Raw genomic sequence first — 19269 nt, 5'->3', positions numbered from 1 at the left:
TGTCCGGCCTTGTTATTCTTGCGACCCGGCGCATCGAACCCGGCAAGTCTCTGGAGGAATTGGCTGCTTGACGAAAATGGCTCCCCCCGGTGTCTACAGTTGTTATATGGAGGAGAAGCGTGCGGAGTGACTGGCTGTTAAGATCAAGGGGTCGGGCGGTTCGGCCTCACTCGAGCAGGGCCTGTGGAACTTGGGGACAACTCACTTTTAGTTGTCCATCCAGTCCACAGGCCCTGTTTTCAGGTTGAGCCCGGTGAGCAACGGCTCGTTCCGAAGGGGCGGGCCGCCATTATCGAACATTCGCCCTAGGTTGCCGCCCCCTCAACTCCCGCCACATCCGCCTCCGCAGCCGCTTCCGCAGGAACTGCCGCTGTGGCCCGAGCTTCCGCACGAATTGCCCCCGCAGGATGAACCGTCGTGATCCGGGGAGTGATGGTGGTGGGAGTCGCCATCCCCCCAGTAGTACACTCCGGTTCCGCAGGAACTGCCGCCGCTCGAGCGGTCCCGTTTGGCAGCGGCTGCCGCCTCCGGAGATGCGGAGGTCATTCTCGCGGCGAACTGTTCCGGTGCGGCCAAGGAAAAATAAACCATCGAAGCGGCACCGGTGACGAGGGTGGAGATGTGCGATTTTTTGGTCGTCCGGCGACCTTTCGTGCTTCCCGAACTCCTGGCGAGCTTCATTTTTGCCTGATTGATCTGGTCCTGCAGGGCGTTGATCAGCCACTGGGCGTAAGGAGTATCCGGACGGAAATATTTTTCCTGCAAGGCTGAAAACTCGCTTTTCTCAAACTCCTGAATGAGATCGGCGGGCAACGGATAACGGAAAAATCCGTTCCACGCGAACCAACTGTAGGGGAGCGGATGAAAAATCTGGTGATAGTTCCAATCGAACCACGCCCTTTCCCCGGGGTTGAGGATGGGCTCGGGATTCGGGAGGTGGTGGATCATCCGGCCGGCAAATCGGGTACAAAAATCCTCGTATTCCCGGGTGAACAGGAGCATGGTGTGCCACACTTCGTCCACCGTCTGGCTGTACATGGGCGTGTAGCGGAGAATGGCCGACAAGAGGAAAAAGCGTTTGAGCTCGAATAAGGCCCAATCGAACTCCGCGGGTGTCCACTCCGGGTGATCTTTGAGGCAACGATTCTTGACCTTCTCCACGTAGGCCGGGTCTAGGGATGCGTCCAATCTTTCTGCCAAGGGCTCCAGGGGCGTGCCGGTCTGCAAATCCAACCCTTTTGGGACGGTTCCCCAGTCGGGCTGAGCCTGGCCCCGGGAACCCGTTTGGGTCCGGGTACTCCCGGAAACAGACGGGCGGGTCGCCGGCGGTTGCTTACGGATCCCCGGGCTTTTCCGGTTGGCGCCCAAAAACCTTATGGCGACAAACCACAGGACCCCCAACAGGATGTCGCCCGCTATCGTGACGATGCGATTGTCGCGAAAGGGGCCTGTCATGATGGAGATAAGACCGATGGTGATCAAGGCCGCAGCCGCAAGAATGCCGATTCGCTTTGCCACCGAATTCCTCCCACTGAGAGGCTGTATTTCCCGGCCTCTAGACCCAGTGTACAGCCTTGGGACAATTCCCGTAAACCCTAGAAGTCTTTACATTATCTTAACACGGCCTTGACGTTTGCTTTTGGCGGGATGTGTCAAGACGGGAATGTGCAGATGTGCCGGGGTAATAGCTTAACACTCGGTTGTGACATCAGGATTTTTCACCCACCTGGCGTTGCGGCCTTTCTTGATACAGCGGATGCGACCGCCTTTGCTCATCTTGTTCAGCGCACGGGCAATGGTAGGCCGGCTGATCCCGGGGCACAGTTCCTCCACATCCGAAATCGTGAAATCCGCGACGAACCTGCGCACCACCTCTTCGATGCGCGCCTGCTTCCATCCCCGTTTTTGACGCTCCTGAATAGCTCCCACCCGCTGTTCAAATCGCCGGTACGCCGCTAAGATGACGGTCAGAACATATTCCAACCAAGGTGTCAGACCGTGTCCAGCTTCGTGCCAGCCCTGGGACGACCTGTACAGCGTGTCGTAATATTCCTCCTTTGTAGTCTCGTCTATCGTTTTGGGGTGAATCACGTCCGCGCCGTGGTGAAAAAGGGGCATCTCGTCGCGGTGGAGGGGAGGTTTGTCGGGGAGGTGTAAAGATAGGGCGCCGTTTGTGGGAAGTCGGTGAGCTGGTGGGGGCCTGGGGGCGCACACCTTGTCCGACCCGCATCCACACCCGCCGAATCTCGGCCACAAACTCCCCGGGACTGGGGTGGCGGATCAGTCCCTCCGACCCGTAGGACACCTCGGGCAGTCTTCCGAGAAACCACAGCAGCAACCACTGATCGGGTAGAAAGGTATGCATTCCAGAATAAGGAGGCGAGATGACGACCCACCGGAACGCCCTAGCCACCCCGGTCATTTAGAATATGTCCCGTAGGTCGATGTCCAGCCCTTCAAAGATGCTTACCGTGACCGTTTCGTCCTTGTTGTGTACTGTCGGGAACACGTTGGTATCAGTCAGTCGATAGACTTCTACAATCTGGTGGTGTGGGTCGACAATCCAATATTCACGAACTCCTGCAGCCTTGTAGGCCCGGAGCTTGACCGTCTTGTCCTTGTATGCTGTAGCAGGTGACAGAACTTCCACGACCATATCCGGAACGCCCACACATCCATGCGGACGCAGTTTCGATGGATCACACACGACTGTGATGTCTGGTTGCACATAATTTCCCGATTTGTCACCATCCAGGTAAACATCAAATGGTGCAGTAAAACATTCACACGTTTTTCCTTTTAGATATCCGCTTATGTCACGAAACAGTCTGCCCACAATCCTTTGGTGTTCTGTTGAAGGCGACGGGGTCATGTCGTAAATCACACCGTCGATACGTTCCCACCGTTCAAACTGTTTGGGGTCAAGCTGGACTTCCATCCGCCATCCCACCTTCCAACATCACTCGGAGTCTCCGAGTTCAAACTCCACTCCTGCTTCTTTCATCGGCCGGTAGAGGTGGCATCGACGCCCACGATAAATTCAGTCAGTTTCTCGACGCTAAACGCCGCTCTATCGTCCGGCAAGGAGTCAATCATCCGGTGAAGCTGTTATCCATGCGTTTTCTCTCCTCATTGATTTCCATTATACGTAAAAAAGTGCGTCTCTGTCAGCCCACAAACAGGATAATTTCATCGACCCTTGGTTGACTCGGAGACATGGACAGAGTCGTATCCCGCCCCAGTTTCAGCGCAACATTATGGCGAATGTGGCTTTTGGCGAGGTGGGTACGGGGTATGGACGAGGAGGCTTTGCGGCGGATCCTTGGGGAGTTCGCAGGAGGCTTGACAATATCCAGGCACAGTTGGAATACGTCAAGACCAGGCTGTTGGAGCATGATGAGGGATTTGGTGAACTCCAATTCGATAAATGGGACACGTGCCATTTGTCTTCTTCTGGGAACTGCGGACGTAAGGCGTCGACGGGGTATGGGGTACCTCCCTTCAGTGGGGGTTCCTCGTGGCCAGGCAACCGGGTTCAACCGGTCGCCTTGCCGATCGCCCGTTCCACCTCTTGAATGAGTTGCCGGACGATGTCTCTCGCGCTCGCGTCCCGGCTCTGGGCGGAACCCTGGCCGGCCCACAGAGACATGAATTCGGGATCGGCTTGTCGTGCGGCCCAGTTGCGAATGGGGCGGGTGAGGGCATTCTGAATGGGATACGGTGGTATTGGGACGTCATATTGTTCCATCCACGAAATAAAGGTGTTTTTGAGGCCCCGGGCGGGTTTTCCGGAAAAGGCGTCTGTGATGACAGTCTCGGTGTCGCGGCTGTGGAGCAGGGCTTTCTTGTGGGCCGGGTGTGCGCCGCTCTCCCGACTGGCGAGAAAGGCGGTGCCCATTTGAATGGCGGACGCCCCGAGGGTGAGGCAAGCGGCGATCCCTCTGCCGTCCATGATCCCTCCGGAGGCGATGACCGGAATGCGGACTCTGTCCACGATTTGGGGAACCAGGGTGATGGTGCCGATAAGGGAAGACGAGTGTGCTTCGAGAAAGGTCCCGCGGTGGCCGCCCGCTTCGCAACCCTGGGCCACGACGGCATCCACACCTGCCTCCTGGAGGTATACGGCTTCCGCCACGCTGGTGGCCGTGCCGATCACTCGGATTCCGCGGGATTTCAACTCTGTGATCTGTTCTTGGGTCGGGCAGCCGAAAGTGAAGCTAAAGACGGGAATGCGTTCTTCTAAGATGACTTCCAACTGTTCGGTAAACGTATCCCCGGGGGCATTTTCGATGGGAATGCTGTCAATCTCCCTCCCCACCTCCTCGGGTAACGCCTCGAGGGATTTTAAATGATGGATCATGGCCTTGACGACTTCCCTGTCCACTTGGATGTTCTGGTCTGGAATAAACAGGTTTACTCCAAATGGCCGATCGGTGAGTTCACGAATCCGGCGAATGGCGGCTCGGATGGAGTCGGGCGACATATATCCGGCTCCGAGAAAACCGAGTCCGCCTTCATTGGACACCGCGGCGACGAGTTCAGGCGTCGTGGGCCCTCCCGCCATGGGGGCCTGGATAATGGGGTATTGAATGCTTAACATGCGTGTGACGGCAGTGTCATTCCACATGGGATTCGCTCCTTTGAATGAGGATCTATCTCACATTGTAACGCAAATCGGGCGTAAAGCCCTCCTGTATAACATCTCCCCTCGCCCACCCGGGATGAAGTATGCTATGGTGGTCTTGGAAGGCTGTTATCCACATGGCGGCCTACCCACATTCGCGAGGTGAGGGCCATGGCGAGTGGCGGTGTGTGGAGACGGGGGATGACGGCGATGGCGGGCGTGGTGTCGGCGGCGCTGGTGCTTTCGGCCTGCGGGGCGGCGGCACCATCCGCGCCGGGTCAGGGCGGCGGGGCGTCGGTGCCGGAAGGGGCCGGGGACACGGCGTCCGCCTCGGATGGGCAGAAGGGGGCAACCGCGACGAATCCCAACGATGCGAACGGTTCGCAGGTCAAAAAGCTGGCGGTCCGGCACGTGGCGGAGGGGGACTATCCCGCGGCGGAGATGGGCGATTGGGTGCGGGCCAATCGTGAGCGGCCCTTCTGGGGATTTTTTACCTTTGGCAGGACCAGGTACCTGATGGTCAGCCGGGGCCCAAGCCCGAATCCGGGCTATACGGTCGAGGTGCAAGAAATCAAACAGTTGCCAAGCGGGCACCTTCAGGTTAGGGCCGTCTTTCGTGATCCCGAGCCGGGCAAACTGTACGCCCAGGTGATCAGTTATCCGGTGGATGTGGTGGAGACGCCGGCCTCGGCCACTGCGTATGAACTGATTTTTGAAGGGCCCAGGGCGCCGAAATCCCCGGGTTTGGTGGAGCCGAACATCATGGTGACGGCGCCCAAGCCCGAGCACACACTGACAGGAACATCGCTCCACCTCCAGGGCAAAGCCCGGGCCTTCGAGGGCCAGATTCACGTGTATTTGGAAGATGGTCACAATGTCCTCCTGGATCAAGTGTTGTCCGGAGCGGGCGCGCCGGAATGGATGACCATCGACAAAAATTTCGCCTATAAGGCCCCGACGAATCCGGCGGGGATGTTGATGGTTTACGCGGCGAGCCCCCGGGACGGGTCGAAACAGGATGTGGTGATGGTGCCCGTGCGGTTCCAGCGGTGATGGATCCGGCCCGGGGTGTCGTCAGGATCCGGGTTGTGTTTTTGCTGAGGGGCCGGAGGGCTGGGGTGCGGCCGTCGGCTCACGCAGGGCCAGGCCATGGTGGTGGGCTCCGGAAAATGCCCGCCGGGGCCCGTGGCACTCAATTAAGAAACAAACGTTTATTGCGATCCCGGGCGGTATCGTAATAAAATTCAGATGTCCGTAAGTCAGCCGAAATGGGCACGTAGTGGGGAGGAGGGGGCGTCTTGGCGATTTTGGCCGAGGAACTGTCGGCGTTGGCGGCAGCGGCGGGCGGCGATGTGGTGACTTGGCGGAGGTATTTGCACGCCCATCCGGAGTTGTCGTTTCAGGAAGAGAATACGGCGCAATTCGTTTACGATACCCTGCTGTCTTTTGGCGGTTTTGAGCTGAGTCGGCCGACGAAGACCAGCGTGGTGGCCCGGTTGATCGGGGAGGCCCCCGGCCCGGTGGTGGCGGTGCGGGCGGACATGGACGCTTTGCCGATCCAGGAAGAGAATGATCTGCCCTTCGCCTCGACGAATCCCGGGGTGATGCACGCCTGTGGGCACGACGGGCACACGGCGATGCTGCTGGGGGTAGCCCGGGTCCTGTCCAAGCTTCGCCCACGGCTGCGGGGCGAGGTGCGGTTTTTGTTTCAGCACGCAGAAGAACTGTTTCCCGGAGGTGCCCAGGAGTTGGTGAATCTCGGGGTGCTGGACGGGGTGCAGGCGGTGATCGGGGCGCACCTCTGGATTCCCTTGGAGGTCGGTAAAATCGGCGTGAAAGCCGGGGAACTCATGGCTTCGCCGGACAGGTTCCGGATCGTGATTCGCGGGCGGGGCGGGCACGCGGCTCAGCCGCATCTCACCGTGGATAGCATCGCCGTGGGCGCCCAGGTGGTCACAAACCTGCAACACATTGTGTCCCGCTATGTGGACCCACTGGATCGGCTGGTGGTCTCGGTGACGCGGTTTATGGCCGGAACGGCGGACAATATTATTCCGGAATCGGCGGAATTGTGGGGGACGGTGCGCTGTTTTAATCCGGAGTTGCGGCGGCAGGCGCCCCAGTGGATTGAGCGGATTCTGAAGGGGGTGACCGAAGCCCACGGGGCGGAGTACGATTTTGAGTACACCCACGGATACCGGCCGGTGATCAACGATGCGACTGTGACGGCGTGGCTTCGGGAGGGGCTCGAGGAAGCTTTTGGCCCCGAAGTGATCGTCGAAGCCGTGCCCACGATGGGGGGAGAAGATTTTTCCGCTTATCAATCCCGGGTGGCGGGGAGCTTCTTCTTCATCGGCGCGGGGAATCCGGATAAGGGTATTGTGTATCCGCACCACCACCCCAGGTTTACCGTGGATGAGGACGCCCTGCCCATCGGGGTGAAGGCCCTGGCCGCCGGGGTGATGAAATTGTTGGCCGAGGTGAAGGCTTCTTAATTCAGCGCACGGCTTCGGCGTCCGCTTCGGTCAGGGACAACAGCGCCCGGACGTCCTCTTCCGTCAGGCGGAATGCGGACGGGTCTTTTTCACTCTCGATCACCCGGTCGAACAACGCCTGTTTTTTCATCTGCAGGGCGTACATCCGCTCCTCAATTGTTCCTTTGGCGATCACCCGGAGCACGAGGACGGGATTTTTCTGCCCGATCCGATGCGCCCGGCCGATGGCCTGGGCGTCCACCGCCGGATTCCACCACAGGTCATACAGAATCACCGTGTCCGCCCCGGTGAGGTTCAGTCCCGTCCCCCCGGCCCTCAGGGAAATGAGGAACACGCCCCTTTCACCGGCGTTGAATGCGTCGGCCATGGCCAAACGATCTTTAGGCGGGGTGCGGCCGTCGAGATAAAAGGCCTCGATCCCTTCCTCGGCCAAGCGCCTGCGAATGCGCTCCAGCATCTGGGTGAACTGGGAGAAGACCAAGGCTCGGCGGCCTGCCGCCTGGTACTCCCGCAGCAACTCCAGAAGGGCTTCCAGTTTGGCGGAGCTTCCCTCGTAATCCGGCACCACCAGGGCCGGGTCGGCGCACACCTGGCGAAGCCGAGTGATCAGGGCGAGGATGGCGATGCGATTCTCCGTCAATCCGCCTTTTTGCATCAGCTGCTGGGCCCGGAGTTGGGCGTCGTTCAAGAATGCCAGGTAGGCCGCCTTCTGTTTGTCGTCGAGCTCCACCCAGTGGATCATCTCCGTGCGCTCCGGGAGGTCTCTGAGGACATCTTGTTTTGTCCGCCGCAGAATAAAGGGGCGGACCCGACGCCGCGCTTGTTCCGGCGAGAGGTCTTTGAACCGCTGAAGGGGCGGGAAAAGCCCGGGCATCAAGGTGTGGATGATCGACCAGAGATCGTCCAGGGCATTTTCGATGGGCGTCCCGGTCAGGGCGAACCGCTTCGGGGCCTGGATCTGTTGGACCGCCCGGAAAATCTGGGTGGTGTGGTTTTTGACAGTCTGGGCCTCGTCCAAAATCAAATGTTCAAAGGGAATTTCCGCATATTGGGCGATGTCTTGCCGGAGCAACGGGTACGAGATGACGGCGATGTCCCCGGCCTGCAGATTTTGCAGTTTCTGGTTCCGGCTCTCGGGTGGCCCGTCCGCCACAATGACCCGCAGGGAGGGGGCGAAACGGCGAAACTCGGCCTCCCAGTTATAAATCAGCGAAGCCGGCACCACGAGGAGGGACGGCCGATCGGTGGGCGCCGTCTCCCGCTCGGACAGCAAAAAGGCGATGGTTTGCACCGTTTTTCCCAGGCCCATTTCGTCGGCGAGAATACCCCCCAGGGAATAGTGGGCGAGCGTTTTCATCCAGCGAAAACCGGTGAGTTGATAGGGGCGGAGAGCGGTGCGAAGGCCCGTTGGCGGGGCGATTTCCAAGGCTTCCGGGTCACTGAGGGACTCCACCAAAGTTCGGACGGCCGCGCTGTACCGGGCTACACCCCGGGTGTCGTCGGCGTCTACGAGGAGCGCCGTCTTGTATAGCGGCACGCGAAACCCTCGAGCATCCCGGCCTTTCCGGGATGAGGATCGCGCGTCTCCCAGGACCGTTTGGAGCACCGATCGGGCCCGGCGGAAGGATTCATCTTCCAGGGAGAGAAAGGCACCCGACTCGAGGCGCACGTAGCGCATCCCCCGGAGCAGAGCTTGCCGAATCTGTTCGACCTCCGCCGGGTCGACCCCATGTACGTCGAAACGCACGGTCAGCCAGCCCCCGGCCGGGTCGAGATCGAAGCGAATCTCTGGTTGTGGCTGAACGTCGGTGACGTAGGCGGAGGCGCCATCGGACAGGTAGAGACTGACGTGGTCCAGGGCCGTCAAGGCGGGAACCGTTTCGTGAAAAAACCGATAAAGCGTTTCGTCGTCTTTCGGGACGGACAGTTTCGCTTGTCCCCCGGGACCCGGTTTGACGGTTACAGGGCCTCCGTTCAGGATCGAAATGACCTGCATTTCCCGATCCATGTCTCGGATGTAAAACTTATCCATAGACGGCGAGACGGCACGGTCGGCGTCCTTGCTGGGAGATTCCGGCGCAGATCCGGCTACCGGGCGAAACACCGCATCCTCGTAATGAAAAGAGACGTCCAGGGAAAGGGCGTCGGGCCCCTCGTCAATGAGGACCTCGGTGCGCAGGGGGAATTTTGCAATCTGTTTCGATAAAGACGGTTGGACCTGAATTTTGCCGATCGTCTCCAAAGCCGGAACGGTCAGGGACAGGGCGGTGCCCACCAGATCCCGGGGGATGGAAAGATGAGTCTGTGGGCGCTCGTACGGGCGAAGGAACCCCCCGGGTCTCGTTTCAGAACGGAGTGCCAGCATGAAGCTGGAGACCAGATTGTCCTCCTGTTCGGACAGGCGATACAAAGTTCCGTCTACCACCAGCCACCGGTAAGTTGCCAAGTACTCAGCCCGGGCCAAGGGGGCGAGATCCAACCGAACGCCCCCTTCCGTCGTTTTGTCGCCCGGGAGAAGGCGGAATTCGAGCCCCGCCTTCGGCAGTGGATCCTCGGCGACATAAATGGGCGCCGGGGCGGCGGTGCCGTGGGTCAGGAAGATCTGCCGGCCGCGCAGTTCGTCAAGGAGTGCGTCTGCTGCCGCAGGCGGAAGTGCCAAACGGCGATCCCCGTACTTACGATCATAAGAGTAATACCCGTTCACCGAGCGATAAAAACTTTCTTCGGCCATCACTTGGCCGAGTACCCGCAGGATCGACAAATCCTCGGGGGCGACGTGGTGCAACTCCGGCTGGTACGAGAACCTCGGAGTCAAGGGGTGGGGGGCGCCGATCTGAACATCCCGGATGAAATCCCGGATATTCTTGACCACAAAGGTGCGGTCCACCCCGGCTTTCAGCTCAAGGCTCACGTGGCCTTCGTAAACGACAACATAATCGATGGTCAGGCGGGATGTCGCCCGAGGCTCCGGGGAGGGGAGCGGCCCGGCCGATGTCCCGCCCGGTTGGTGTTCCGATTCCAACAGGTCCCCCAATCTTCGGATGAGGTGGGCGACGGCGACCCGGGCCTTCTGCGATTCTTTTTCCCGGGCCTTGCTGTCGCGGACGGTCTGGCCTGTGCTGGCGCCGGATGCCAAGCTGTCATCATGCTCGGGCCGTTGATCCACCGCCCTTCGGCTCCCATTCCCGAAGTTTGGACTCTCTTGCACAAACGCACCGGAGCGGTCGTCTCCAGGGCGCTTGCTGCCCGGCTCAATCTCCCGCTGTACAAAGCCACACTCAATCAAATGCAACAGGGCGGCGGTGATGTGTTTGCACACGCCCATTCGTCCGAAAGCCGGGCAAGAACACCACAGGAGTTCCAGGGCGCCTTGGTGTTTCTCGATCACGACTCGGTATTCCTTGCTTCCCAGGACCGAGCATTCCCATTGTTGGCGGCCGCTGACCGCGAGATTCCCTTCGGGCGGACTTGTGATTTGCACGCGTCCTTCGTCAGCATAACGTTTCCCGCGGTTGTACGTAGCCCGGTCGCCGACCAGGGCCAGAATTTCCCTCGCTGTGGTCGGAAACGGTTGCATGCGTATCCCCTCACCCGGTCGAAGATTCTCATCTTCTCATTGTACACCACCTGGCGAAAGGTTTGGGGGGCGCGGCCGAAATTAAGACCGGCCAGCAACCGTGGAGGCTTGTTGGACCGGATCCCACACGGAGTTGAAGGGCGGGGCGTAGGACAAGTCCAGTTCCTGCAGTTGGTCGATGGTGAGGCCGGCGTACAAGGCGGTAGCGATGACGTCGATCCGCTTGTCTACCCCGTGTTTCCCCACGATTTGCGCCCCGAGCAACTTTCGATTCTCTTTGTGATAGAGCAGCTTGAGGTGAAGCCGCTCCCCGTTCGGGTAGTAACCGGCGTGGTCCCGGGAGCGAATCGACACCACTTCGTACGGAATGTTGAGGTGTTTCGCTTCGCGCTCCGACAGCCCGGTTCTGCCCATGGCCACATTCAACACCTTCATGATCGCCGACCCCACGACTCCGGCAAAATGCGCTTCTCCGCCGCCCATATTGGTCCCGGCGATGCGCCCTTGCTTGTTGGCCGTTGTCCCCAGGGGGATGTAATCCTCGGTCCCCTTGACTCGATGATAGTGAACGGCGCAGTCGCCGGCGGCGTAAATGTTCGGCCGGTTGGTCCGCATCTGGTCGTCGACGCGGATCGCCCCTTTGACTCCCAACTCAATTCCTGCGTCTTTGGCGAGCTCGCTGTTGGGGAGGATTCCGATGGCCACGAGCACGAGGTCCGCCGGGTAAAAGCCCGTCTTCGTCTCCACCCCGGTCACCCGGCCCTTCTCTCCCCGCAGGGCCACCACCTCTTCGTTCAGCGCCACGCGGATGCCATTTTGCTCCAATTCCTGTTGAGCCAATTGCGCCAACTCGGGATCAAAGGTCCCGGCCACTTGGGGCGCCAAGTCTAACACCGCCACTTCTTTCTTTAAATGATGAAACGCCTCGGCCATCTCCAGGCCAATGTATCCACCGCCCACGATGACCACCTTGGCGACATTCTTCTTTTGTACCCAACCCTGAATACGGAGGGCGTCGTCCATATTTTTGAGGGGGAAGACCCCTTCCAGGTCCCGCCCTTCCCACTGCGGGAAAATGGCGTGTCCACCCGTGGCGATGAGGAGGGTATCGTAGGAGAAGCCCTCCTCGCTTCCCTCGGCCAGATTTTTGACGATCACCGCGTTTTCTTCGGGGAGAATCTTCGTGACCTCGTGGCGGATGAAAACCTGGATGCGGTACTTGTCCCGAAACTCCTCGGGGGTGCGGGCGATTAAATTCTTGGCCTCGGGCACCACGCCCCCGATGAGATACGGTAAGCCGCACTGGGCGTAGGAGAGGGTCGATCCCTTTTCAAAAGCGAGGATTTCCGCGTCCGCTTGCAGGCGGCGGATCTGGGACGCGGCGCTCATCCCCGCCGCGTCGCCGCCGATGATGACGAAGCGTTTTCCCATTGTGTCAGCCCCTTTCGCTCCTTTTTATACTACCCGAGGTATGGCGCGACACACAACGGGGGATGAGGGGCCGGCCCGCCCACTCGTTTTCGGAAGGCTTTTAGCAGTGGAGCCCGGTCAACCGACGGATGGAGTCCGCGGGGATGCCCTGCCCGTCCGGTTCGGCTACACAGAATGAGAGATTTTCCGGTATAGTTAAAATGACATGATCGGACGAATTGATGGGTGGAGGGGTGCCGGATGGGTGAAAGTGCGGCAGGGGATCGGCTGACCGAGAAACGAAAAGAGCGCTACCGGGTTTGGAGGAAACACTTAATGGCCGACCCGGATCTGGCTGAAGATCTGACGCGGTTGGAGCGCGATCCCGCGGCTTTGGCAGAAGCGTTCGGTGACGACTTGCGGTTTGGAACCGGAGGATTGCGCGGGGTGATGGGGGCGGGGACCAATCGGATGAACCGCTTCACGGTGCGCCTGGCTACGGCGGGGCTTGCGAGGTATCTGAAAGGGCAGGGGACTGCCGACCGCGGAGTGGTGGTGGCTTACGATTCCCGGCGATGGTCGGACGTATTCGCCAAGGAAACGGCGTTAACCCTGGCCGGGGCAGGGATTCCGGTTTACCTGTTTGAAGACATTCGCCCGACCCCGGAGTTGTCCTTTGCGGTGCGGGAGCTTGGGGCGGCGGCGGGGGTGGTGATCACGGCGAGCCACAATCCGCCGGAGTATAACGGGTACAAGGTGTACGGACCGGACGGTTGCCAGGCGGTGCCGTCCCTGGCCGAGGCGATTGTCCGGGAGATCGACCAGGTGGAAGATCCTTTTGCGGTGATCACGGCAGATGAACAGGAGGCGGTCCGGGCGGGGCTGCTGCGGCGGCTCGGGTCGGAGATGGACGATCGGTACGTCGCCCGGGTGCGGCAGCTGACCTTGGCCGAAGGCCCGGGGGACGGTGCGGTGGACAAGAGGGGAGCTGGGCGGCCGGGAGTTTTGGCGACGCTGGTCTACACGCCGCTGCACGGGACTGGGGGCAAATTGGTGCCCCGGGTCCTGAAGGAGATGGGCCACTGGGTGGTGTGTGTGGAGGATCAGATGCGCCCGGATCCGGAGTTTCGCACCGTGTCGTCGCCGAACCCTGAGGATCCCGCGGCTTTCGACCGGGCTCTGGAACTGGCCCGGCAGTTGAAAGCGGATGCGGCTTTGGCCACGGACCCCGACTGCGACCGGGTGGGGGTGGCGGTGGCGGACGGCCACGGGGATTACGAATATCTCAACGGCAACCAGGTCGGCGTGCTCTTGTTGGATTATATTTTGGGACGGAGAAAAGATCTTGGTGCGCTGCCCGACAGGGGTGTGATGATCAAGACCATCGTCACCTCGGAGATGGGGCGGGCGTTGGCGGATGCGTACGGTCTCGAGACCATCGACGTGTTGACGGGGTTCAAATTCATCGGGGAACAGATCGGACTCCTTGAGGGCACCGGAAGGAGCTTTGTCTTCGGATATGAGGAAAGTTGCGGCTACCTCATCGGGGATTTTGTCCGGGATAAAGACGGGGTGCAGGCGTCGGCTCTGGTGGCAGAGATGATCGCGTACCACAAGCGATCGGGTAAGACCCTGCTCGACCGCTTGGAGGAGCTCTATCGCCAGTACGGATACTACCGGGAGCGGTTGGTGTCGGTGAGCATGCCCGGGGCCGAGGGTCAGACCCGGATGACGGGGATGATGAAGGGCTGGCGGGAGGCGCCCCCCCGGGAGGTGGCGGGGCTGGCAGTGATGGAGGTGCAGGACTACCTCGTGAGCCGGGTGCGCCGGGCGGACGGCAGTGAGGGGAAGCTGGAGTTGCCCCGGTCAGATGTGCTGAAGTTCGTGTTGGAAGGGGGGCAGTGGTTCTGTTTACGGCCTTCGGGAACGGAGCCAAAGCTGAAGATCTACTTTGGAGTCCGTGGAAAGGACGAAGCCCAGGCCCGGGAGCTTGTGGATCGGCTGCACCGGGCGGTGATGGAGCGGGTTGAAGGGTAGGTCTGTGGGTGTGAGCGGTCCCTGGGGCAGGGCCATGATTTGGGTATGGGGCGGTGTGAAGGCCAGGGGCCTGTCGGTCCCTTCACTCGGTCATGGCGAGAAGTTCCGCTGCCTGGAGAGCGGTCCAGATTGCCGAAACATCCTCAATGCGCCGGAGCTGGACGCCGAGAATCTGCTCGATCTGGCGGAGTCGGTACATCAACGTGTTGCGATGGATAAAGAGCGCGTCGGCCGTTTGGCTCGTCCCTTGGCCGAGGAACAAGTACATGCGGAGGGTTTCCAATAGATGGCTGTGCTCCGGCAGCAGCAGTGGGCCCAAGGTGTCCTCCACCAGCGTATGTAACGCCTCGGGGCTGAGTTGGGCAAGCACCCGGCTGATTCGCCGGTGAAACAGCGGGGGGATCACCCCTCGAAGTTCACTGCGAGCGGCAAAACGGAGCAAAAGCTCCGTTTCTTTTAATGTGACGGAAAGATCCGACAACGATGGTGTGCTGGAAACGACGATCAGAAGTCCGAGGTCGGGGCGGTAGTTTTGCCAGGATTCGTACAAGGCTTTGCCTTGTCTTGACCAGTTGTCGGGGTCTCTGGACACGAAAATTCCCGTGAGTCCATTGGGCCGATACGCGAGAAAATCAAATTTAGTTCGATATCCCCAGATGTGGGCCAACATGAATTTGCGCAAGACGTCCATGTGTTGGAAAGGGGCGCGATGGTCTTTTAAGTCCATCGATACCAGGACGAAAGGCCCGGTATCGAAAAGGCCGCACAATTGCAGGAGTTGCTGAACCTCCTGGGTTAACCCCGATTGAAGCAACCGCTGGATTTTTTCCCCTCTGCGTTCGGCTTCGGTCTCGGCCCAGGCCAAAAGTTCTGTGAGGTTGAGGGCGAGGCGAAGTAGAGGCTCTGTGAGCCCGCTTCTCTGGTGAGGCGCTAAAGCCTTTGCGGTGCGCAGGACGCCAAAAGTCCGCCGTTGAGCCGTGATGGGTTCTGCAGGCCACAGGGCCGGGGGGAGGTCTTCACTGCCGTCCGCCCGGCGTCCGCGAACCAAGACCCCGTAGCGATCCTCAATCCGGAAGGAGACGTCGGGAAGACGGAGGGCGAGTTCCTCGACGATGGCGTCCAATTCCCGAAGGAGTTCTTCTCCCCACTGGTGGGCTTCGGTAAAAATCGGCTCGATCTTCACGTCCTTTCGTTCCGGTTGTTCCTGTTGCACCCATGGATCCCTCCGATAAAGATACTGGGTTTGGGAACGTTTCGTTCTGATCACAAACTCATTATACCCCGGCTCGTCGCTTTTTTGTGATTGTTCGGTTTGACAAAAGATATCGTGCACGGGCATAAATATAGAATTAACATATTGTTCTGTATACACCTCCATTGATAGTCTTAAGGCGCAGGCTACGAATATATGAGAGGGGGAGAGGTTGATGCCAGGCAATCGGGCGGTCACGTACATGGGGCCGGGGCACGTCGAGGTGCAAACCATCGACTACCCGGAACTGGTGCTGAAAGACGGGCCGGGGGTCAATCCACTCAATGTCGGGCGGAAATGTGAGCACGGGGTTATTCTGAAGGTGGTCTCGACGAACATTTGTGGAAGTGACCAACATATGGTCCGCGGGAGGACCACCGCCCCTCCGGGGTTGGTGCTGGGGCATGAGATCACCGGCGAAGTCATCGAAGTCGGGAGGGATGTGGAGTTTGTCAAGAAGGGAGATTTGGTTTCCGTTCCCTTCAATATTGCGTGCGGCCGTTGTCGGAATTGTAAGGAAGGCAATACACACATCTGTCTCAATGTGAATCCCGATCGCCCGGGTTCTGCTTACGGGTATGTCGACATGGGCGGGTGGGTCGGCGGTCAGGCCGAGTATGTAATGGTGCCCTATGCAGATTTTCAGGTGTTGAAATTTCCGGATAAGGACCAGGCCATGGAAAAAATCCTGGACCTCACAATGCTCTCGGACATTTTTCCCACGGGATTTCACGGAGCGGTGAGTGCCGGGGTGAAACCGGGGTCGACGGTGTACGTGGCCGGGGCCGGACCTGTAGGACTGGCGGCCGCCCACTCTGCCCAGTTGCTGGGGGCGGCGGTGGTCATCGTGGGTGACCTGAACGCCGAGCGGTTGGCCCAGGCCCGAAGCTTTGGGTGTGAAACGGTGGATCTCACTAAACATGACAGCCTTCCGGAGCAAATCGAGCAGATTCTTGGAGTGCCCGAGGTGGACTGCGCGGTGGACTGCGTGGGCTTCGAGGCCCACGGTCACGGACCGGAGCACCGGGAGGCGCCGGCGACGGTTCTTAACTCATTAATGGAAGTCACCCGGGCCGGCGGGCGGATGGGAATCCCCGGCCTGTACGTGACCGGCGACCCTGGCGCGGTGGACGAGGATGCCAAACAGGGAACGCTCAAGTTGCGCATCGGCCTCGGATGGGCAAAGGCGATCAGCTTTGTGACAGGGCAGACGCCGGTGATGAGGTACCACCGGCAGTTGATGATGGCGATTTTGAATGAGAAGGCCCATATCGCCAAGGCGGTCAACGCCACGGTGATTTCACTGGATGAGGCTCCCCAGGGATATAAAGATTTTGACCGGGGTGTGGCCCGGAAGTTTGTGATCGATCCCCACGGCCTGATCCGGCGCTGAGAGCGGCGGGCCGAAATGCGGGGGAGAGTCGATGGACCGGGCACCTTCGTTATGGAGCCGAAGCCTGGCCGAGGGGATCGGGACGGCGTTGTTGGTGTTGATCGGGCCGGGGTGTGCGGCGTTCAACGGTATATTGACGGGGCAGGCGCATCACCCGGCGACCCTGGCCGATGTCGGTGTCATCAGTCTGGCGTTTGGGATCATTGTGGCGGGGATGATTTATGCATTCGGGCATATTTCGGGGTGCCACATCAACCCGGCGGTGACGGTGGGGTTGGCGGTGATCCGGCGGTTTCCCTGGCGGGAGGTTCCGGCCTATGTGGCGGCCCAACTGATCGGCGCGATGGCGGGGGCGCTGGGGGTTGTCGCGATCCTGGGGCCGGCCGGAGCGACGGTGGGCAATCTCGGGGCGACGGTGCTCGCTCCTTCCACAGGGTATGTGCAGGGAATTGTGATTGAGGCGATCGAGGCGTTTGTCCTGATGACGGTGATCATGGGCGCGGCGGTGGACGGCCGCGCGCCCCAAGGGTTTGCAGGGTTGGTTATCGGGTTGACGGTGGCGGGGATTATCATGACCACGGCGGGGCCCACGGGTTCATCGTTTAATCCGGCCCGTACGTTTGGTCCCTATGTGATGGACAGTTTTTTTGGTGGGCAGGTGCGGTGGGCAGAGTATCCGGTGTATGTGATCGGCCCGATCCTCGGGGCGTCGCTGGCCGCCTGGTTATATAGTGCGGTGGCGGGATTGACGGTGCCCGGCGACGAGTCCGGGGCGGAAGAACAAAAGGCGGCGGCGAAACATGAAACTGCCTGAGGCGGGCGATGTACGGGTGCCGGGTTGGCACGCCGGACGGCGCGGTTTTCTTAGTGGCGGACATGGGGAAGTGACCGCGTGAGGCGGTGAGGCGGTGAGGCGGCAATTGGCAGCGGCCCCCTCGGGGTGAGGGGGCCTTTTTTCTGGGGCAGATTCCATTCGCAACTGCCATATGTACCGTCGGTTCAACGTTCCTGTGTTCCGCGTTCGCTCTGTCCGGGGTTTTCAATACCCAATCCCATCCCGTTACGGTGATCCCCACGGGATCCCATCTCGTTTCCGCGGCCGTTGTTGCGGTTTCCTTTTCCGGAGTGTTCGGGATGGGTTGTGCCCGGAAGTTGATCAACGGCCTGGCTCGAATGGAGTATTATGTGAGGTTATACTAAAAGGGTAAAGATTAAAGGGGGTGGATGCAGACATGAGTGTGATGGACGCCTTTCGACTGAATGACCGGGTTGCTCTGGTAACTGGGGGCGGAAGTGGAATCGGACTTGCTTTTGCAAGGGCTATGGCGGAAGCCGGCGCGGATGTGGCGGTGGTGGACTGGAATGAGGAGGCGGCCCGGAAGGCTGCGGAGCAGCTGGCAGGGGAGACTGGGCGGAAAGTGATCGCGCTCCGGGCGGATGTGTCCAAGGAAGAGGACGCCGATCGCATGGTACAAGAGACGGTTCGGCAACTCGGCGGGCTCGATGTGTGTTTTGCCAATGCCGGGATCGGGGATGAAGGCGCACTGGTCACCGAATACAGCAAGGAAGATTGGGACCGGGTGATTGCCGTGAACCTCACCGGCGTGTTTCTCACCGATCGGGCGGCGGCCCGGGTGATGGTCGAGCGCAAACGGGGGAGTATTATCAACACGGCGTCTATCTACGGTCTCGTGGGGGATTTCGGAATGGGAGCCATCGGGTATACAGCCGCGAAGGGCGGTGTGGTTCAGCTCACCCGAACTCTGGCGGTGCAATTGGCTCCGATGGGGATTCGGGTGAACGCGATCGCCCCGGCCTTTATTCGGACGAATCTCGGGGAAGGAAAATTGCGCGAGGATGTTCCGGATCCCGAGCTGCGCAAGGTCCATGAGGAAATCACCCGAAGGACTCCAATTGGCCGATGGGGCAGGCCAGAAGATTTAGCGGGGATAGGGGTGTTCCTAGCCTCGGATGCGTCGGCGTTTTGTACCGGGTACATCTATGCGGTGGATGGTGGCTGGTTGGCAGTGTGAGGGGGATTTAGGAAAGGCTTACTGGGGCCGGTGGCCGTTTTTGTGCGGGGATTCAGGTGATGGAGGACGGCCGGCCGATCGCGGGCCCGGTGGGGCGGCTGGTGAAGCCGGGGGTGTGAGGGGTTCCCGCGGAGGTAGGCATCGGGTCGGGGCCGGCCCAGTCCGGGAAAGCCGGCCGGGAAAGGCTGTGAACGTCTCGCTTCTGATCTTCTCTTCGCCAGGACACGGGGCGCGGCTTGTCGCCGCCCCGCCACCCCCGGGGGGCGAGGACCGGCTGGCTCCGGCATTTGGCCGCATTCGCCGGTAAAAAATCGCGCATTCCCGAGCGTGCGGGCGCATGGGGGCGAATGAAGCCGGTTGCCCTGCCGAAATCGGGGATCGCCCGGGTTGTGTCCGGGCCCTCAAAGGGCCTATAATTCTCCTCGCTGCCCCGATGGGCTCACCCCCG

At 60.3% G+C, this 19269-nt stretch carries 13 protein-coding genes; 6 read left to right on the top strand and 7 right to left on the bottom strand.

Annotated features, from left to right (window positions below; translation table 11 throughout):
* Positions 1-321 precede the first annotated feature (321 nt).
* The 4 genes from K6T64_RS14310 to K6T64_RS14295 all read right to left on the bottom strand — a co-directional run bounded on the left by K6T64_RS14310 (position 322) and on the right by K6T64_RS14295 (position 4627).
* The gene (locus K6T64_RS14310) at positions 322-1518 is read right to left on the bottom strand and encodes a glycine-rich domain-containing protein (protein ID WP_288010772.1); all 1197 of its coding nucleotides are present in this window, start codon (positions 1516-1518) and stop codon (positions 322-324) included.
* Positions 1519-1689: 171 nt separating this feature from the next.
* The gene (locus K6T64_RS14305) at positions 1690-2091 is read right to left on the bottom strand and encodes a Fic family protein (RefSeq protein WP_288010771.1); all 402 of its coding nucleotides are present in this window, start codon (positions 2089-2091) and stop codon (positions 1690-1692) included.
* 331 nt (positions 2092-2422) lie between these two features.
* Positions 2423-2938, bottom strand: a complete 516-nt coding sequence (locus tag K6T64_RS14300; RefSeq protein WP_288010770.1) for a Uma2 family endonuclease — start codon at positions 2936-2938, stop codon at positions 2423-2425.
* A gap of 597 nt (positions 2939-3535) precedes the next feature.
* Entirely contained in the window at positions 3536-4627 is a 1092-nt protein-coding gene (locus K6T64_RS14295) for an NAD(P)H-dependent flavin oxidoreductase (protein ID WP_288010769.1), read from the bottom strand.
* A 168-nt stretch (positions 4628-4795) separates the two neighbouring features.
* Between K6T64_RS14295 and K6T64_RS14290 the strand changes: the two genes are divergently transcribed.
* Positions 4796-5677: a Gmad2 immunoglobulin-like domain-containing protein gene (locus tag K6T64_RS14290; protein ID WP_288010768.1), complete on the top strand. Its 882-nt coding sequence runs from the start codon at positions 4796-4798 to the stop codon at positions 5675-5677.
* A gap of 251 nt (positions 5678-5928) precedes the next feature.
* A complete protein-coding gene (locus K6T64_RS14285) occupies positions 5929-7119 on the top strand; it encodes a M20 family metallopeptidase (RefSeq protein ID WP_483306152.1) in 1191 nt (396 codons plus the stop codon).
* Between the two features lies 1 nt (position 7120).
* Here K6T64_RS14285 and K6T64_RS14280 read toward each other — a convergent pair whose 3' ends face one another.
* Complete coding sequence (locus K6T64_RS14280; RefSeq protein WP_288010766.1) at positions 7121-10696, bottom strand: DEAD/DEAH box helicase; 3576 nt, start codon at positions 10694-10696, stop codon at positions 7121-7123.
* 81 nt (positions 10697-10777) lie between these two features.
* Entirely contained in the window at positions 10778-12127 is a 1350-nt protein-coding gene (locus K6T64_RS14275) for a CoA-disulfide reductase (protein WP_288010765.1), read from the bottom strand.
* Positions 12128-12367: 240 nt separating this feature from the next.
* On the opposite strand from K6T64_RS14275, the gene K6T64_RS14270 reads away from it, so the two are divergent.
* Complete coding sequence (locus K6T64_RS14270) at positions 12368-14143, top strand: phospho-sugar mutase (RefSeq protein ID WP_288010764.1); 1776 nt, start codon at positions 12368-12370, stop codon at positions 14141-14143.
* A gap of 82 nt (positions 14144-14225) precedes the next feature.
* Here the strand turns inward: K6T64_RS14270 and K6T64_RS14265 are convergent, their stop codons facing one another.
* The gene (locus K6T64_RS14265) at positions 14226-15356 is read right to left on the bottom strand and encodes a PucR family transcriptional regulator (RefSeq protein WP_288010763.1); all 1131 of its coding nucleotides are present in this window, start codon (positions 15354-15356) and stop codon (positions 14226-14228) included.
* 214 nt (positions 15357-15570) lie between these two features.
* Here K6T64_RS14265 and fdhA point away from each other — a divergent pair, with 214 nt between their 5' ends.
* The 3 genes from fdhA (at position 15571) to K6T64_RS14250 (ending at position 18821) form a co-directional block, all read left to right on the top strand.
* Positions 15571-16788 carry a formaldehyde dehydrogenase, glutathione-independent gene (fdhA, locus tag K6T64_RS14260; protein ID WP_170084821.1) on the top strand — a complete coding sequence of 406 codons (1218 nt, stop codon included), beginning with the start codon at positions 15571-15573 and terminating at the stop codon, positions 16786-16788.
* Between the two features lie 31 nt (positions 16789-16819).
* Positions 16820-17602 carry an MIP/aquaporin family protein gene (locus tag K6T64_RS14255; RefSeq protein ID WP_170084822.1) on the top strand — a complete coding sequence of 261 codons (783 nt, stop codon included), beginning with the start codon at positions 16820-16822 and terminating at the stop codon, positions 17600-17602.
* 418 nt (positions 17603-18020) lie between these two features.
* The gene (locus K6T64_RS14250) at positions 18021-18821 is read left to right on the top strand and encodes an SDR family NAD(P)-dependent oxidoreductase (RefSeq protein WP_100666719.1); all 801 of its coding nucleotides are present in this window, start codon (positions 18021-18023) and stop codon (positions 18819-18821) included.
* Positions 18822-19269: the final 448 nt, after the last annotated feature.

Source organism: Kyrpidia sp. (genome assembly GCF_023512215.1).
GTDB classification, from domain to species: Bacteria; Bacillota; Bacilli; order Kyrpidiales; family Kyrpidiaceae; genus Kyrpidia; species Kyrpidia spormannii.
Note: the sequence above shows the minus strand (reverse complement) of the source record. Positions and strands in the feature narration are given on the sequence as shown.